The 12339-nt window shown below is 74.1% G+C and carries 12 protein-coding genes; 3 read left to right on the top strand and 9 right to left on the bottom strand.

Going from position 1 to position 12339, the window contains the following annotated elements; translation table 11 throughout:
• Positions 1-84: 84 nt before the first annotated feature.
• Both ACSNOK_RS04025 and ACSNOK_RS04020 read right to left on the bottom strand, forming a co-directional pair.
• The gene (locus ACSNOK_RS04025; protein WP_436779142.1) at positions 85-891 is read right to left on the bottom strand and encodes an SDR family oxidoreductase; all 807 of its coding nucleotides are present in this window, start codon (positions 889-891) and stop codon (positions 85-87) included.
• Between the two features lie 238 nt (positions 892-1129).
• The gene (locus ACSNOK_RS04020; protein WP_436779141.1) at positions 1130-1327 is read right to left on the bottom strand and encodes a DUF2795 domain-containing protein; all 198 of its coding nucleotides are present in this window, start codon (positions 1325-1327) and stop codon (positions 1130-1132) included.
• Between the two features lie 118 nt (positions 1328-1445).
• On the opposite strand from ACSNOK_RS04020, the gene ACSNOK_RS04015 reads away from it, so the two are divergent.
• Positions 1446-2501, top strand: coding sequence for an ABC transporter permease (locus ACSNOK_RS04015; protein ID WP_436779140.1), 1056 nt, complete (start codon positions 1446-1448; stop codon positions 2499-2501).
• 112 nt (positions 2502-2613) lie between these two features.
• On the opposite strand, the gene ACSNOK_RS04010 is transcribed toward ACSNOK_RS04015, so the two are convergent.
• Positions 2614-3372 carry an AraC family transcriptional regulator gene (locus ACSNOK_RS04010; RefSeq protein ID WP_436779139.1) on the bottom strand — a complete coding sequence of 253 codons (759 nt, stop codon included), beginning with the start codon at positions 3370-3372 and terminating at the stop codon, positions 2614-2616.
• Between the two features lie 303 nt (positions 3373-3675).
• Between ACSNOK_RS04010 and ACSNOK_RS04005 the strand changes: the two genes are divergently transcribed.
• The gene (locus ACSNOK_RS04005) at positions 3676-4689 is read left to right on the top strand and encodes a chitinase (protein ID WP_436779144.1); all 1014 of its coding nucleotides are present in this window, start codon (positions 3676-3678) and stop codon (positions 4687-4689) included.
• Positions 4690-4778: 89 nt separating this feature from the next.
• Here the strand turns inward: ACSNOK_RS04005 and ACSNOK_RS04000 are convergent, their stop codons facing one another.
• The 3 genes from ACSNOK_RS04000 to ACSNOK_RS03990 all read right to left on the bottom strand — a co-directional run bounded on the left by ACSNOK_RS04000 (position 4779) and on the right by ACSNOK_RS03990 (position 8412).
• A complete protein-coding gene (locus ACSNOK_RS04000; RefSeq protein ID WP_436779138.1) occupies positions 4779-5738 on the bottom strand; it encodes an aminoglycoside phosphotransferase family protein in 960 nt (319 codons plus the stop codon).
• Between the two features lie 60 nt (positions 5739-5798).
• Positions 5799-7067 carry a benzoate/H(+) symporter BenE family transporter gene (locus tag ACSNOK_RS03995; protein ID WP_436779137.1) on the bottom strand — a complete coding sequence of 423 codons (1269 nt, stop codon included), beginning with the start codon at positions 7065-7067 and terminating at the stop codon, positions 5799-5801.
• Positions 7068-7203: 136 nt separating this feature from the next.
• The gene (locus ACSNOK_RS03990) at positions 7204-8412 is read right to left on the bottom strand and encodes a GNAT family N-acetyltransferase (RefSeq protein WP_436779136.1); all 1209 of its coding nucleotides are present in this window, start codon (positions 8410-8412) and stop codon (positions 7204-7206) included.
• Between the two features lie 188 nt (positions 8413-8600).
• Here ACSNOK_RS03990 and ACSNOK_RS03985 point away from each other — a divergent pair, with 188 nt between their 5' ends.
• Entirely contained in the window at positions 8601-9110 is a 510-nt protein-coding gene (locus ACSNOK_RS03985; protein WP_436779135.1) for a GNAT family N-acetyltransferase, read from the top strand.
• A gap of 145 nt (positions 9111-9255) precedes the next feature.
• Here the strand turns inward: ACSNOK_RS03985 and ACSNOK_RS03980 are convergent, their stop codons facing one another.
• Genes ACSNOK_RS03980 through ACSNOK_RS03970 form a run of 3 tightly spaced genes read right to left on the bottom strand, consistent with a single transcriptional unit; the run spans position 9256 to position 12223 of the window.
• Complete coding sequence (locus ACSNOK_RS03980) at positions 9256-10326, bottom strand: FecCD family ABC transporter permease (RefSeq protein ID WP_436779134.1); 1071 nt, start codon at positions 10324-10326, stop codon at positions 9256-9258.
• Positions 10323-11393, bottom strand: a complete 1071-nt coding sequence (locus ACSNOK_RS03975) for a FecCD family ABC transporter permease (protein WP_436779133.1) — start codon at positions 11391-11393, stop codon at positions 10323-10325. Before ACSNOK_RS03975 ends, ACSNOK_RS03980 begins: the two co-directional genes overlap by 4 nt.
• Positions 11390-12223 carry a siderophore-interacting protein gene (locus tag ACSNOK_RS03970; RefSeq protein ID WP_436779132.1) on the bottom strand — a complete coding sequence of 278 codons (834 nt, stop codon included), beginning with the start codon at positions 12221-12223 and terminating at the stop codon, positions 11390-11392. The genes ACSNOK_RS03975 and ACSNOK_RS03970 overlap by 4 nt, the downstream gene beginning before the upstream one ends.
• Between the last annotated feature and the right edge of the window lie 116 nt (positions 12224-12339).

Raw genomic sequence — 12339 nt, 5'->3', positions numbered from 1 at the left:
CCGCTCCCCCGCCCGACGCCACCCTTCCCCCGAGCCTTCACAACGGCCGGCTGCCGGACGGATATCGCGGACATCGAACCGCCGTCAGACACGACGCCAGGAGTCGTCCTGCAGATGCGACCCCGCCTGGGGGCCCATCCGGAGCATCCCGCCGTCCACACTCCAGGACGCCCCGGTGACGTACGCCGCCTCGTCCCCGCAGAGGAAGGCGATGACGGCGGCCACTTCCCGGGCGTCCCCGGGCCGCCCCGCCGGGATGCCGGGCCGCCGGACGCGGTGGACGTCGACGTCCTCCTGGCCGGTCATGGGGGTGGCGATCTCGCCGGGCGCGACGGCGTTGACGGTGATGCCGTGTTCGGCGAGTTCCAGGGCCATGACCTGGGTGAGCAGGCCCAGGCCGCCCTTGGCCGCGCAGTAGGGAGCGGCGCCGACACGCGGCTGGTGCTCGTGGACGCTGGTCACGTTGACGATCCGGCCGCCGTCGCCCTGGCGGATCATCCGCCGTGCGGCGCGCTGTCCGCACAGGAACGGTCCGACGAGGTCGACGTCGAGCACCCGTCGGACCGTTTCGAGGTCGAGGTCGAGGTAGGGCGTGGCCGTCCCCGTGCCGGCGTTGTTGACGAGGACGTCGATCCGGCCGAGTTCCTCGGCGAGCCCGTCGACGGCGTCGGCCGCCTCGGGCAGCAGGGTCAGGTCCGTCCGGGCCAGCGCGGCGCGCCGCCCGTGGGCGCGTACCTCGTCGGCGGTGCGTTCGGCGCCTTCCCGGTCGCTGTGCCAGGTGATGCCGACGTCCAGGCCGTGCCGGGCGAGGTGGACGGCGGTGGCCCGGCCGATGCCGGAGTCGGCACCGGTGACGACCGCGACGCGGGTGCCGGCCGGGTGGCTGCTCATCCGCGGACTCCTTTCGTACTCTGACGCTGCCTCAAGGAGCACGGGGCCCCGCGGGCGGGTACCCGGTGCGCCGTTCCGCACACGGGTGCCGGAGCGCGCCCGCGCGCCGCCGGACCGGACCCGGGTCACGAGGGGCGGGGGTGCCTCCGTGGTGACGGCGGGCGGTCGCGGCGGCGCGCGGCCGTTGTCGGGGCGGAACCCGAAGGGGGATCTCTCCGCTGTCTCTTCTTGGTGACCGCTATTTCTTCTTGGTGACGGCCTCGGTCACAGCCGCGGGCGAGTCGTACTCCTTTTTGGGCATGGAGCTGAGCGCGTCCAAGGTGGTCTTGTCCGCGCCCTTCTTCTTGGCGTGTTCGACGAGGGATTCCTTGTCGGCGGGGTAGTGCATGCCGCCGAGGCTCTTCTGGAGCTCAATGGGGTTCGGCTTCGCTGTCATGGGCTCCGGGTACCCGTGGGGCGCCAGGGGATGAGCGGACGCCCGGGAATCACCCGGACGGCCGAGCTCCCGGGACCCCGCGGCGCCGTCCTCCGACCCGCCGCATAAGGTGGCGATCATGGAAACGGAAGATCGGAATCCGCACACCCGGCCGGGTCCGTGGGAGCGCTTCCGGCGGTCCCCCTTCCTGCCGGCCACCGTGCTCATCCTCATCATCGCGGCGGCGGCCGGGCTGTTCGCCGGTTCGTACACCTACGCCATGGCCAACCCCACCCCGCACCACATCCCCACCGCCGTCACCGGGGTACCCACCTCGGACGTCAAGCGGGTGGAGTTCGTGCAGGGCATGGAACGCGCCCTGGACGCCTCGCTCGAACTCCGCCACTACGACACCTACGCCGAGGCCCGGCGGGCGGTGGAGGAACAGAAGGTGTACGCGATCCTCCGCCCGCGACCACGCGGCGCCGCGCTGGACGTCTCGGGCGCCTCCGGCGCCACCGTCGCCCAACTGCTGAGCGAGACCGCGCCGAAGGTGGGAGACGCCATCGGGGTCCGGGTGACCGTCACCGACGTCAACCCGCTGCAGCCCGGCGACCCGCGCGGGCTGGCCCTCTTCTACATCACGCTCGCGGCGGTGATCCTCGGTTTCGTCGGGGCCATCCAGCTCAGCGTCCACGCCCGCTCCCTCAACCCGGCCGAGCGCGTCGCCTTCACCATCGCCTACTCGGCCCTCGGCAGCTTCGCCATCGCCGCGGTGGTGGACTGGGGCCTGGGCGCCCTGCGCCTCCCCTTCGGCGAGTCGTGGTTCATCCTGGGCCTGACCATGTTCACCACCGGCATGGTCTTCACGATGTTCAATACGTTGTTCGGCCGCTGGGCGATGATCCCGACGTGGGGCCTCATGGTCCTGCTCGGCAACCCCTCCTCCGGCGGCGCCGTCTCCTGGCCCCTCCTCCCCTCCCCCCTCGGCGAGATCGGCCGCTGGCTCCCACCCGGCGCCTCGGTCAACGCCCAGCACGCGGCCGTCTACTTCCGCGGCCACCAGCAGCTCTTCCCGTTCGCCGTACTGGCCGTCTGGGCGGCCGTCTCCACCGCCGTCTTCTGGATCTGGCGCCACCGCCACCCGGGCGGCCGCGAAATCGGCGACCGGCTGACGGAGCGGTCAGGAGACTGACGCAGCCTGTCCGTCAACCGTCCGCGCCGCGAAGCTCCCGGCCGGGAGCAGAGCGGGCGGGCCGGCCGCCTCCGGTGCGTCCGCCCGTCACACCGCCCCGCCCCTCCACGCCTCACAGCGGGAAGCGCGTCCGATGCGCCCCCGGTGTGTGTCCGAAAGCGCGGCGGAAGACGTCGATGAAGGCGCTGCTCGACGCCCAGCCGCAGCGGTGGGCGACGGTGGAGACCGAGGCGCCCTCGGCCAGCAGGCGCAGGGCGTGGTGGAGCCGGAGCTGGGTGCGCCATTGGGGGAAGCTCATGCCGAGTTCGGTACGGCGGGTGAGCGTGCGGTCGCTCACGCCTGCCTCGGCTCCCAGTTGGGCGAGGGTGCGGGGGTCGGCCGGGTCGGCGTGGAGGGCCGCGCAGACCGCGGCCAGCCGGGGGTCGCGGGCGGTGGGTACGTGCAGGGGCTGTTCGTCGGAGTGGTGGAGCTCGTCGAGGAGGACGGCCCGCAGGCGGAGGCGTTCGGCGGTGGGGTCGGCGGGGCGGGCGGTGTAGGCGATGATCAGCTCGCGGAGCAGCGGTCCGACGCCGATGACCGCCGGCCGGTCCAGGGAGAGCGGGTTGTCGGTCACCGGCAGGCCGACGAGGTGCAGTTCGGTCTCGCCGTACGCGCGGTGCTGGTGGACGGTGCCGGCGGGGACCCAGATGGCGCGGTTGCCCGGGGCGATCCAGCTGCCCGCGTCCGTGGTGACGGACAGCACGCCGCGGCCGGCGTAGACGATCTGGTGCTCGTCGTGCCGGTGGGCGTCGACCCCCGCCCCGGCGGGCAGCGGGCGGTGGCCGGTGGCCGCGCGCGGGGTGTAGCGGATGCCGGGTTCTCCCGCGTTCACGATTTCGTCCGGGTGCCCGGCGTCGTCTGTACGCCCGGTGTTATCCGATTTCCCTGTGTTGCCCGCGTGGCCGGCGGTCTCCGTACTCCCGGTACTTCTCGCGCCCTCTGCCTTTCCCGCGTGTGCCGGGGTTCTCGGCGGTCGTGTCGTCGGCACACCGCCCTCCCTTCTGGTCCAGACCTATTGACGAGCGCCGCGGACGCTCCTACCTTCCTGTCACCCCACTCCCACCCCCCACGCCAGGGAGCGAACGTGACCCCTCGGACCCTTGGGACGGTACGCCTGTCGGCCACCGTCCTGGCCATGGCCTGTGCCCTGCAACTGCCGGCCGCCGCGGCCCCGCCCGGCGGCTCCGACCCGGAGGTCTGCGCCGTCAAGCCCAAGCCCGCGGGCAAGGTTCTCCAGGGGTACTGGGAGAACTGGGACGGCGCGGCCAACGGCGTCCACCCGCCGCTCGGCTGGATCCCGGTGACCGACGACCGCATCCGCGCCCACGGCTACAACGTGGTCAACGCGGCGTTCCCCGTCATCCGTTCCGACGGCACGGCACTGTGGGAGGACGGGATGGACGCCACGGTGAAGGTGCCGACGCCGGCGGAAATGTGCCGGGCGAAGGCGGCCGGGGCGACGGTGCTGATGTCGATCGGCGGGGCGGCGGCCGGCATCGACCTCAACTCGTCGGCGGTGGCCGACCGGTTCGTCGACACGGTGGTGCCGATCCTGAAGAAGTACAACTTCGACGGCATCGACATCGACATCGAGACGGGCCTCACCGGCAGCGGGGACGTCAACCGACCCTCCGTCTCCCAGGCCAACCTCATCCGGATCATCGACGGCGTACTGGCCCGGATGCCCGACGGTTTCGGGCTGACGATGGCGCCCGAGACGGCGTACGTCACCGGCGGCAGCGTGACGTACGGCTCCATCTGGGGCGCCTATCTGCCGATCGTGAAGAAGTACGCGGACAACGGCCGGCTGTGGTGGCTCAACATGCAGTACTACAACGGGAACATGTACGGGTGCTCCGGCGACTCCTACTCCGCCGGCACCGTACAGGGGTTCACCGCCCAGACCGACTGCCTCGACCGGGGCCTGGTCGTCCAGGGCACCACCATCAAGGTGCCTTACGACAAGCAGGTCCCCGGCCTTCCGGCGCAGCCGGGTGCCGGGGGCGGCTATATGACGCCCGGTCAGGTCGCTCAGGTATGGCGCCAGTACGGCGGGCGGCTCAAAGGGCTGATGACCTGGTCCGTCAACTGGGACGGGTCGAAGGGGTGGACTTTCGGAGACAATGTCAAGTCGTTGCAGGGTCGTTGACGCCCGTGAGGCACCCGCCCGGCACCGTGAGGCCGCTTGAGACACCGTGAGGCGCGCTTGAGGCTCCGTGAGGCCGCGGTCCGGACGGTTCAGCCGTGGTCCGCCGTCAGCGGGGGGCGTTCCCGCCACATCGCCACCATCGGCTCCAGCGTCGGCCCGAGCTCGGGCATGCGCGGGACGACGCTCAGCGCCGACACCACCTGGAGCAGCCGCGCCCCCTCCATCACCTCCAGCAGCGCGCGGTCGACGCGGACGCCGCCCGCGCGTTCGTACGCCTCGACGCCGAGCGGGCCGACGAGGGTCAGGTCCCACTCGACGGGACCGAGCGTGACGTCCTCGAAGTCGCCGAACCGGTGGCCCTCGGCGGTGCGCAGGACGTTGTAGGCCGGGGAGTCGCCGTGCAGCGCCTGGAGGCGGGTGCCCGGGAAGCGGGCGGGCAGGTCCCGGACCAGGGTCTCCAGGGCGGCGTACTCCCCCTCGGCGCGGTCGAGGTCGGCCGTCGTGAGGGTCTGCGGGGCCTCGCGCAGCGCTTCCAGCGCGGAGCCGATCGCCGGGACGAGCGGGGCGAGGACGGGAAGGTCGCCGGGGTAGTCGGCGAGGTGGCGGTGCAACTCGGCGGTCCAGCCGGTCTGTTCCGCGAATCGCGCCTGCAGGGCCTCGGCGTCGTCCTGCGGGAGGTCGGCGAGGCGGTCGGTCTCGGTGACGAACTCCCAGAAGGTGAGCGACGTCCCGTCGATCTCCACGGGTTCGCGGGGCACCAGCGGGCTGGGGCCGACGACGGGGACGCCCCGGTCGGCGAGCCAGCCGGTCACCGCCAGTTCCCGCCGCTGCTTGGCCTCCAACTCGTCGAACGGGGTGCGGGCCAGGGACGGAACGCGTACCACCACGGGGGTCGGCGCCAGGTGCACCAGGACGTTGAAGACGTCGTGCAGGACGCGGGGTTCGTCCACGCGGAGGCCGAGCCGGCGGCCGGCCCGGGTCGCGAGGTCCACGGCGCGCCGGGCGCGGTCGCTGAGGGCGGTGTGGTCGGGGAATCGCGGGTTCGCCATGGAAACGATCTTGCCTGGCCGGTGTCCGGGTTGTCGACGCCTTTCCGGTCCGGACGCGGCTCAGGCCGCCGCGTCCCGCCGTCTCCAGGCCAGGACGAGGTGGGCGCCCATGCCCAGCACCAGGCCCCAGAACGCGGATCCGATACCGAAGAGGGTGACGCCGGACGCCGTGGCCAGGAAGGTCACCAGGGCCGCCTCCCGGTCCGCGGCGTCCTGGACGGCGCCGGTCAGACCGCCGGACAGGGCCCCGAGGAGGGCGACTCCGGCGACCGCGGCCACCAGCTCCTTGGGCAGCCCGGCGAAGAACACCACGAGCGTCGCCCCGAAGACGCCGATGAGGAGGTAGAAGACTCCGCAAGCGACGCCCGCGACGTAGCGTCGGCGCGGGTCGCGGTGGGCCTCCGGGCCGGTGCAGATGGCGGCGGTGATGGCCGCGAGGTTGACGGCGTGCGAGCCGAAGGGGGCGAGCAGGGTGGAGACCGCGCCGGTCGCGCCGATGAGCAGGCGGTCGTCGGGCCGGTAGCCGGAGGCGGTGAGGACGGCCATGCCGGGGGCGTTCTGCGAGGCGAGGGTCGCGAGGGTCAGGGGTACGGCGATGCCGATGAGGGAGGCGAGGGAGAAGTGCGGCGCGGTCAGTACCGGCCGGGCGAACTCGATCCCGTCCAGGCGCACGTTCAGCCGGGAGTCGGCGGCGGCGCAGACCACGCCGGCCGCCAGCGCCGCGAGGACGGCGTAGCGCGGCAGCCACCGTTTGGCGAGGAGGTAGGCGAGGAGGACGGACCCGGCGACGAGCGGCGCGGTCTTCAGGGAGGTGAACACCCCGGTGCCGAACGGGAAGAGGATGCCGGCGAGCATCGCCGAGACGACGGCGGCCGGCACCCGGCGTATGAGCCGGCCGAACACGCCGGTGAGCCCGGCCACGGTGATGGCGACCCCGCTGACCAGGAACGCCCCGATCGCCTCCGGGTAGGAGTAGGCGCCCAGTCCGGTCACCAGGAGCGCCGCGCCGGGCGTGGACCAGGCGGTGATCACGGGCATCCGGGTCCACAGGCTCAGCCCGAGGCAGGTGAGGCCGCTGCCGAGGGAGATCGCCCAGACCCAGGAGCCGGTCCGCGCGGTGTCCAGCCCGCCGGCCCGGGCCGCGGTGAGGACGATGGCCAAGGGGCCCGAGTACGACACCACGACGGCCACCAGCCCGGCGAGCACGGCGGAGAGGGAGGCGTCGCGGAGGAGGCGCGGGCGGTCGGGTGGTGCCGCCCCGGGCGGGTGGTGGGACGTCTCGTCCGGGGTGGCGGCGGGATCGGTGGGGCGGCTGGTGCCGGCGGTCATGGGGGCCTCTTCTCTCACGGGGCCCCGACGGTATAGCGCTGCCGATCAAGCTTCCACCCTGTTCTGTGGGGGCGGGGGCGGGAGCGGGTGGCTGCCCGTTCCCGCCCCCGTACGCGCGCGCCGCTCCCGGCGCCCGTCAGAACTCGTCGGTGGTGTGCGGGAGATACGCGGTGCGCAGCGCCGCGTCGAGCCGTTCGGCCGCTCCCGGGGTGTGTTCGGCGACGAGGCCGGCCCGGACGAGGTGGCGGAGTTCGGTGCCGCCGAGGTAGCAGGCGGCGAGGTCCCTGACGTCGAGGGAGAGGTCGGGGGCGGCGTCGGTGCGGGTGACGGTGGCGCCGTCCGGGCCCGCGGTGAGGCGGTGGCGTCCGGCGTTGGCGGGCAGGTCGGCGTCGGTGAGGTCCAGGACGGTGTCGCAGGGCGCGGACCAGGCGCGTCCCTCCAGCGCGGCGGGCACGTCGAGCAGGCGGAGCCACAGTCCCGGTGCCGACTTGACGACGCGTACTTGGTCGCGGTCGGCGGCGAAGTACAGCAGCGGGTCGTCGAGGGGGCGACCCCAGGCCCGTACCTTGTCGGTGAGGTCGATGGAGGCGAGGTAGCGCCAGAGGGCGGCGGCGGCCGCCGGGTCGTCGGCCTCCAGCTCCGCGAGGGCGACGGTGTCGCCGCCGGTGCGGTAGACGGCGTATCCGACGGGGTCTCGGGGGTCGTCGCCGACGGTCACCACGCGGGGCGGGCTCAGGGAGGGGTCGTCCTCCTCGGTCTCCGGGAGGATGTGCGTACGCCACCAGGCGTCGTCGCGCGCCAGGCGTCCGGCCCTGGCCGCCCGCGCGGCGGCGTGCAGGCGGCCGACGACGGCGGGTGCGTCCTCGGGGGCGAGGAGGCGCAGGGGCAGGCCGGCGGGTTCGACGCGCAGGTCCAGTGGCTTGGCGGCGTCGATCTCGACACCGTGGACGTGGGTGGCGGCGCCGAATCCGAAGCGGCCGTAGAGGCCGGCGTCGGCGGCCCAGAGGGCGGCGAGCGGCTGCCCGTGAGCGGCGCAGCGGCGCCAGAGTTCGGCGAGCATGCCGCGCAGGACGCCGCGCCGGCGGTGCGTGGGGGCGACGGAGACGAAGGTCACGCCGGCGCAGGGCAGTTCGCCGCCGGGTACGGACGGGGTGAGCGCGTGGGCGGCCACCATGCCGATCAGCCGGTCCTCGTCGTAGGCGCCGACGCGTTCGCAGGCGAGGAGCCGCGTGCGGTGGCGCTCGCGCCGGTCCTCCTGGTCGTCCAGCAGGAAGACGAGGTAGGTGAGGTCGAGGGCGCGGTCCAGGTCCTTCTCGGGGATCGTCCGGTACTCCAGAGAGGTCATGATCGACACGCTAGCCCGTCAACTCCCCTTCGGTCACCCGGAATTGACAGGTGGGGACGGATTTTCGGCCCCGCGCGCCGAAGTGGCCGGACCCGATGAAACGCAAGGTCAATTTAGGTTAGGCTTTCCTAAGTTTCAAGGGGTCGTCTTCCGACGCCCACCCCCCAGGAGACAGGAGAGGTGCCACCGTGACCACGGCGTCCCGCCAGGAGGTCCGTCCCCGGGTCCTCGCGCCCGCCCGCGTACGGGCCGCCGGCCCCGCCGACGCGGCCGCGCTCCACGCCCTGTCCGAGCCGTTCATGCGCTCGGGGGCCCTGCGCCGCCGGACGCCCGCCCTGTACGCGGCGACGGCGCGGCAGTTCCTCGTCGCCGAGGGCGTGGACGGCGTCCTGGAGGGGTGCGTGGCCCTGCGCCTCTGCCCCGGCGACGACGGGACCGCGCTCCAGGCCGTCCTGCACAACTTCTGCGTCCGCCCCGACCGGCAGCGGCGCGGGGTGGGGTCACGGCTGCTGACGGCCCTGCTGGCGGAGGCCGCCGCGCATTCCGTGACCGAGGTGTTCGCGGCGACGACGGGGGACGGACGGTCGTTCGTCCGGAGCGGCTTCCTGGAGACGGACGCCTCCCTGGCCCCGCGCTCCTGGGCCGCGGCGCTGGACCCGGCCCGGGGGTCGCGGATCTTCGTCCGGCCGGTGGTATGACGGACGGGCGGGGCCGGCACTCCCGCCGGCCCCGCCCCCCCCCCGTCCTCCCCCCGTCCACTCACCCAAGCCCGGTCCGTCCCAGCCCGGTCCGTCCGGCCCGGCCCGGCTCGGCCGAACCGGGCCGGACGTACGCCACCCGCGCTCAGCCCTGCCCGGACCGCCACTGCCGGGCCAGCACCCACACCAGGTAGCAGCCGCCGACGACGCCCGTGAGCACCCCGACGGGCAACTGCGTCGGCGCCAGCATCCGCTGCGCGGCGATGTCGCTGAGCGCCAGCAGCAGGGCGCCCATCACCGTGGACGGGAGCAGGTTGGGCCCGGTGGCCCGGGTGAGCCGACGGACGACCTGCGGGGCGACGAGGGCGACGAACGGGACGGGCCCGGCGACGGCCGTCGAGAGCGCCGTCAGCCCGACGCCCGCGGCGAGGGCGCCGGAGGCGACGCGCTGGACGGGCACCCCGAGCGCGGCGGCCGTGTCCTCGCCCATCTCCAGCATCCGCAGCGGCCGGCCGAGCAGGACGGCCGCGGGGCCGAAGACGGCCAGTGTCGCCACCATCGTCCAGACGTGCTCCCAGCCGCGGCCGTTGAGGCTGCCGGTGAGCCAGACCTGGGCGCTCTGCGCGTCGTTGAAGGAGGCCCGCGCGATCAGGTAGGCGTTGGCGGCGGTGAGCAGCGAGCTGACGCCGATGCCCACGAGGATCAGCCGGTAGCCGCCCGCGCCGCCCCGCCAGGCGAGCAGGTACACGGCCACGCTGGTGACCGCGCAGCCGACGACCGAGCCGACGGCGACGGAGGCCGCGCCGGCGCCCAGTACCAGGATGGTGACGAGGGCGCCGGTGGCGGAGCCCACCGTGAAGCCGATGACGTCGGGGCTGCCCAGCGGGTTGCGGGCGACCGTCTGGAAGAGGGCGCCGGACAGGCCGAGGGCGGCGCCCACCAGCAGGGCGGTCAGCAGCCGGGGCAGCCGCAGCTCCCCCACGATGTAGTCCGCGCCGGGTACGTTCTCGCCGGTCAGGACCTTCAGCACGTCGCCCACGGGGACGTGGAAGTCGCCCGTGGTCAGCGTCCAGACGCCGACGGCGGCGGCGGCCAGGGCGAGGAGGGCGCCGACGGCGGTGGCGCGCGGGTCCCAGCGCACCGACAGGGGCCTGCCGGGCCCCGGCAGGCGCAGGGCGCGCGGCCGGTGCCGCGCGGGCGTGCTGCTGCTGGTCACAGTTGGGCGATCCTCTTGCGGCGGACGAGGGCGATGAACAGGGGTGCTCCGAGGAACGCGGTGACCACGCCGGCCTCCAGTTCCTCGTTGCTCAGCACGACGCGGCCGACGATGTCGGCGGCGAGCAGCAGGGCCGCGGCGAGGACGGCGCTGTAGGGCAGCAGCCAGCGCTGGTCGGGGCCGGTGATCAGCCGGGCGATGTGCGGAACGGCCAGGCCGACGAAGGCGATCGGGCCGACGGCGGCGGTGGCCGCCCCGCACAGCAGGGTGATCGCCGTGATGGTGGCGAACTGGGTGCGGCCGGGGTGGGCGCCCAGCGAGCGGGCGGTGTCCTCGCCGAGGGCGATGGCGTTGAGCGGCCGGGCCAGCAGGGCGGCCAGCACGGCGCCGACGCCCAGGAAGGGCAGCATCTGGACGAGGACGGAGCTCGACTGGCCCGCCAGCGTGCCGATCTGCCAGAACCGGAACCGGTTGAGGCTGAGCGGGTCCAGCAGGATCAGCCCGTTGACGACGGCCGTGAGCACGGCGGAGATCGCCGTGCCCGCGAGCGCCAGCCGGACGGGCGTGGCGCGCGACCGGCCGCGGGTGCCCAGCAGGTAGACGGCGGCCGCGGCCAGTGCCGCGCCGAGGAGGGCGGCCCAGACGTAGGCGGAGAAGTCGCCGAGGTCGAGCAGGGCGGTGGAGCCCGCGACGGCGGCGGCCGCGCCCGCGTTGACGCCCAGCAGGCCGGGGTCGGCCAGCGGGTTGCGGGTGAGGGCCTGCATCAGGGCCCCGGCCAGGCCGAGCGACGCGCCGATGACGATGCCGAACAGGCTGCGCGGCAGCCGGGAGGTGCGGACGACGATCCAGTCGTCGCTGCCGGGGTCGCGGTGCAGCAGGGCGTGCACGACGTCGCCGGGCGGGATGCTCTTGGCGCCGATGCCGAGGCCCAGCACGGCGAGCACCACCACGAGGGCGGCACAGGCCAGCAGCCCGGCGGCGCGCCGGGCGTGCCAGGCGCGGCCGGGCCGGGGCCGTGCGGGAGCGGGGACGGGGGGCCCGGTGACGGCCGGGGCGGTCGTGCTCACGCGTGCTCGTGCTCTTCGTCCTCGTGGTGGTCGTGGTTCTCCACGCCGCGCTTCCAGTAACCGTCCACGTCCACCTGCTCCTTGGCCATGCCGAGTTCGCGGCGCAGGTAGCGGCGGATGGGCTTGAGGGAGGTCGCCTCGCCGGCGACCCAGGCGAAGCCGAGGCCGTCGGTGGGCAGATCGGCGGCGCGGATGGCGCGCTCGATGAGGTCGCTGTGGCCGGCCGGGGTGGAGCCGCGGTGCAGCCAGGTCAGCGAGAGGTCGGTGGCGGTGCGGAAGGTCTGCTCGTCCTCCGGGCCGGGGACCTCGGCGAAGGCGATGACGCGGACGCCGGCGGGCAGCTTCTCCAGCCAGCGGGCGAGGGCCGGCAGGGCGGTCTCCTCGGCGGCCAGCAGGTACCAGTCGTGGACCATCGGCAGCACCTCGGAGCCGCGCGGGCCGAGGACGCCGAGCCGCATGCCGGGCCGGGCCCGCTCGGCCCAGGTGGAGCCGACGCCGCTGCCGTGCAGGACCATGTCGACGTCCAGCTCGCGGGCGTGCGGGCGGTAGTGACGGACCGTGTAGTCCCGGGTGATCGGCTCGACCGGGGCGTCCATCCAGGTGTCGTTCACGACGACCGGCTCGACGGGGAGTTCGGCGCCCTCGTGGGCGAAGCAGAGCTTCACGTGGTCGGTGGGCGACTGCTCGCAGAAGCCGTCGAGCTCGGGGCCGCCGAGGGTGACGCGTACGGTGGAGGGGGTGATCCGGTCGACCTTCCGCACTTCCAGCAAGCGGTACTTGAGGGGGTGGCGGACGATGCGCATGCGCGGGAGCAGCGTGTCGGTGGTCATCGATCATCCCTATCCGGTCGGGTACGGCGGGGCCGGAGCCGGGACCGCCGCGGCCCCCGGCGCGTGACACACCGGGGGCCGACGGGGTCGGCTCGTCGGTCGGGCCAACCTCCCCG

Source organism: Streptomyces sp. URMC 126, from assembly GCF_051386555.1.
GTDB lineage: Bacteria > Actinomycetota > Actinomycetes > Streptomycetales > Streptomycetaceae > Streptomyces.
This window is presented reverse-complemented; position numbering and strand designations above follow the sequence as displayed.

What these genes read in the sequence shown, in the direction of transcription:
- ACSNOK_RS03990 (WP_436779136.1), bottom strand. Translation starts at nt 8,412, where the DNA reads ATGACCTCTCTGGAGTACCGGACGATCCCCGAGAAGGACCTGGACCGC.
- ACSNOK_RS04025 (WP_436779142.1), bottom strand. Translation starts at nt 891, where the DNA reads ATGAGCAGCCACCCGGCCGGCACCCGCGTCGCGGTCGTCACCGGTGCC.
- ACSNOK_RS04000 (WP_436779138.1), bottom strand. Translation starts at nt 5,738, where the DNA reads ATGGCGAACCCGCGATTCCCCGACCACACCGCCCTCAGCGACCGCGCC.
- ACSNOK_RS04020 (WP_436779141.1), bottom strand. Translation starts at nt 1,327, where the DNA reads ATGACAGCGAAGCCGAACCCCATTGAGCTCCAGAAGAGCCTCGGCGGC.
- ACSNOK_RS03970 (WP_436779132.1), bottom strand. Translation starts at nt 12,223, where the DNA reads ATGACCACCGACACGCTGCTCCCGCGCATGCGCATCGTCCGCCACCCC.
- ACSNOK_RS04015 (WP_436779140.1), top strand. Translation starts at nt 1,446, where the DNA reads ATGGAAACGGAAGATCGGAATCCGCACACCCGGCCGGGTCCGTGGGAG.
- ACSNOK_RS04005 (WP_436779144.1), top strand. Translation starts at nt 3,676, where the DNA reads ATGGCCTGTGCCCTGCAACTGCCGGCCGCCGCGGCCCCGCCCGGCGGC.
- ACSNOK_RS03995 (WP_436779137.1), bottom strand. Translation starts at nt 7,067, where the DNA reads ATGACCGCCGGCACCAGCCGCCCCACCGATCCCGCCGCCACCCCGGAC.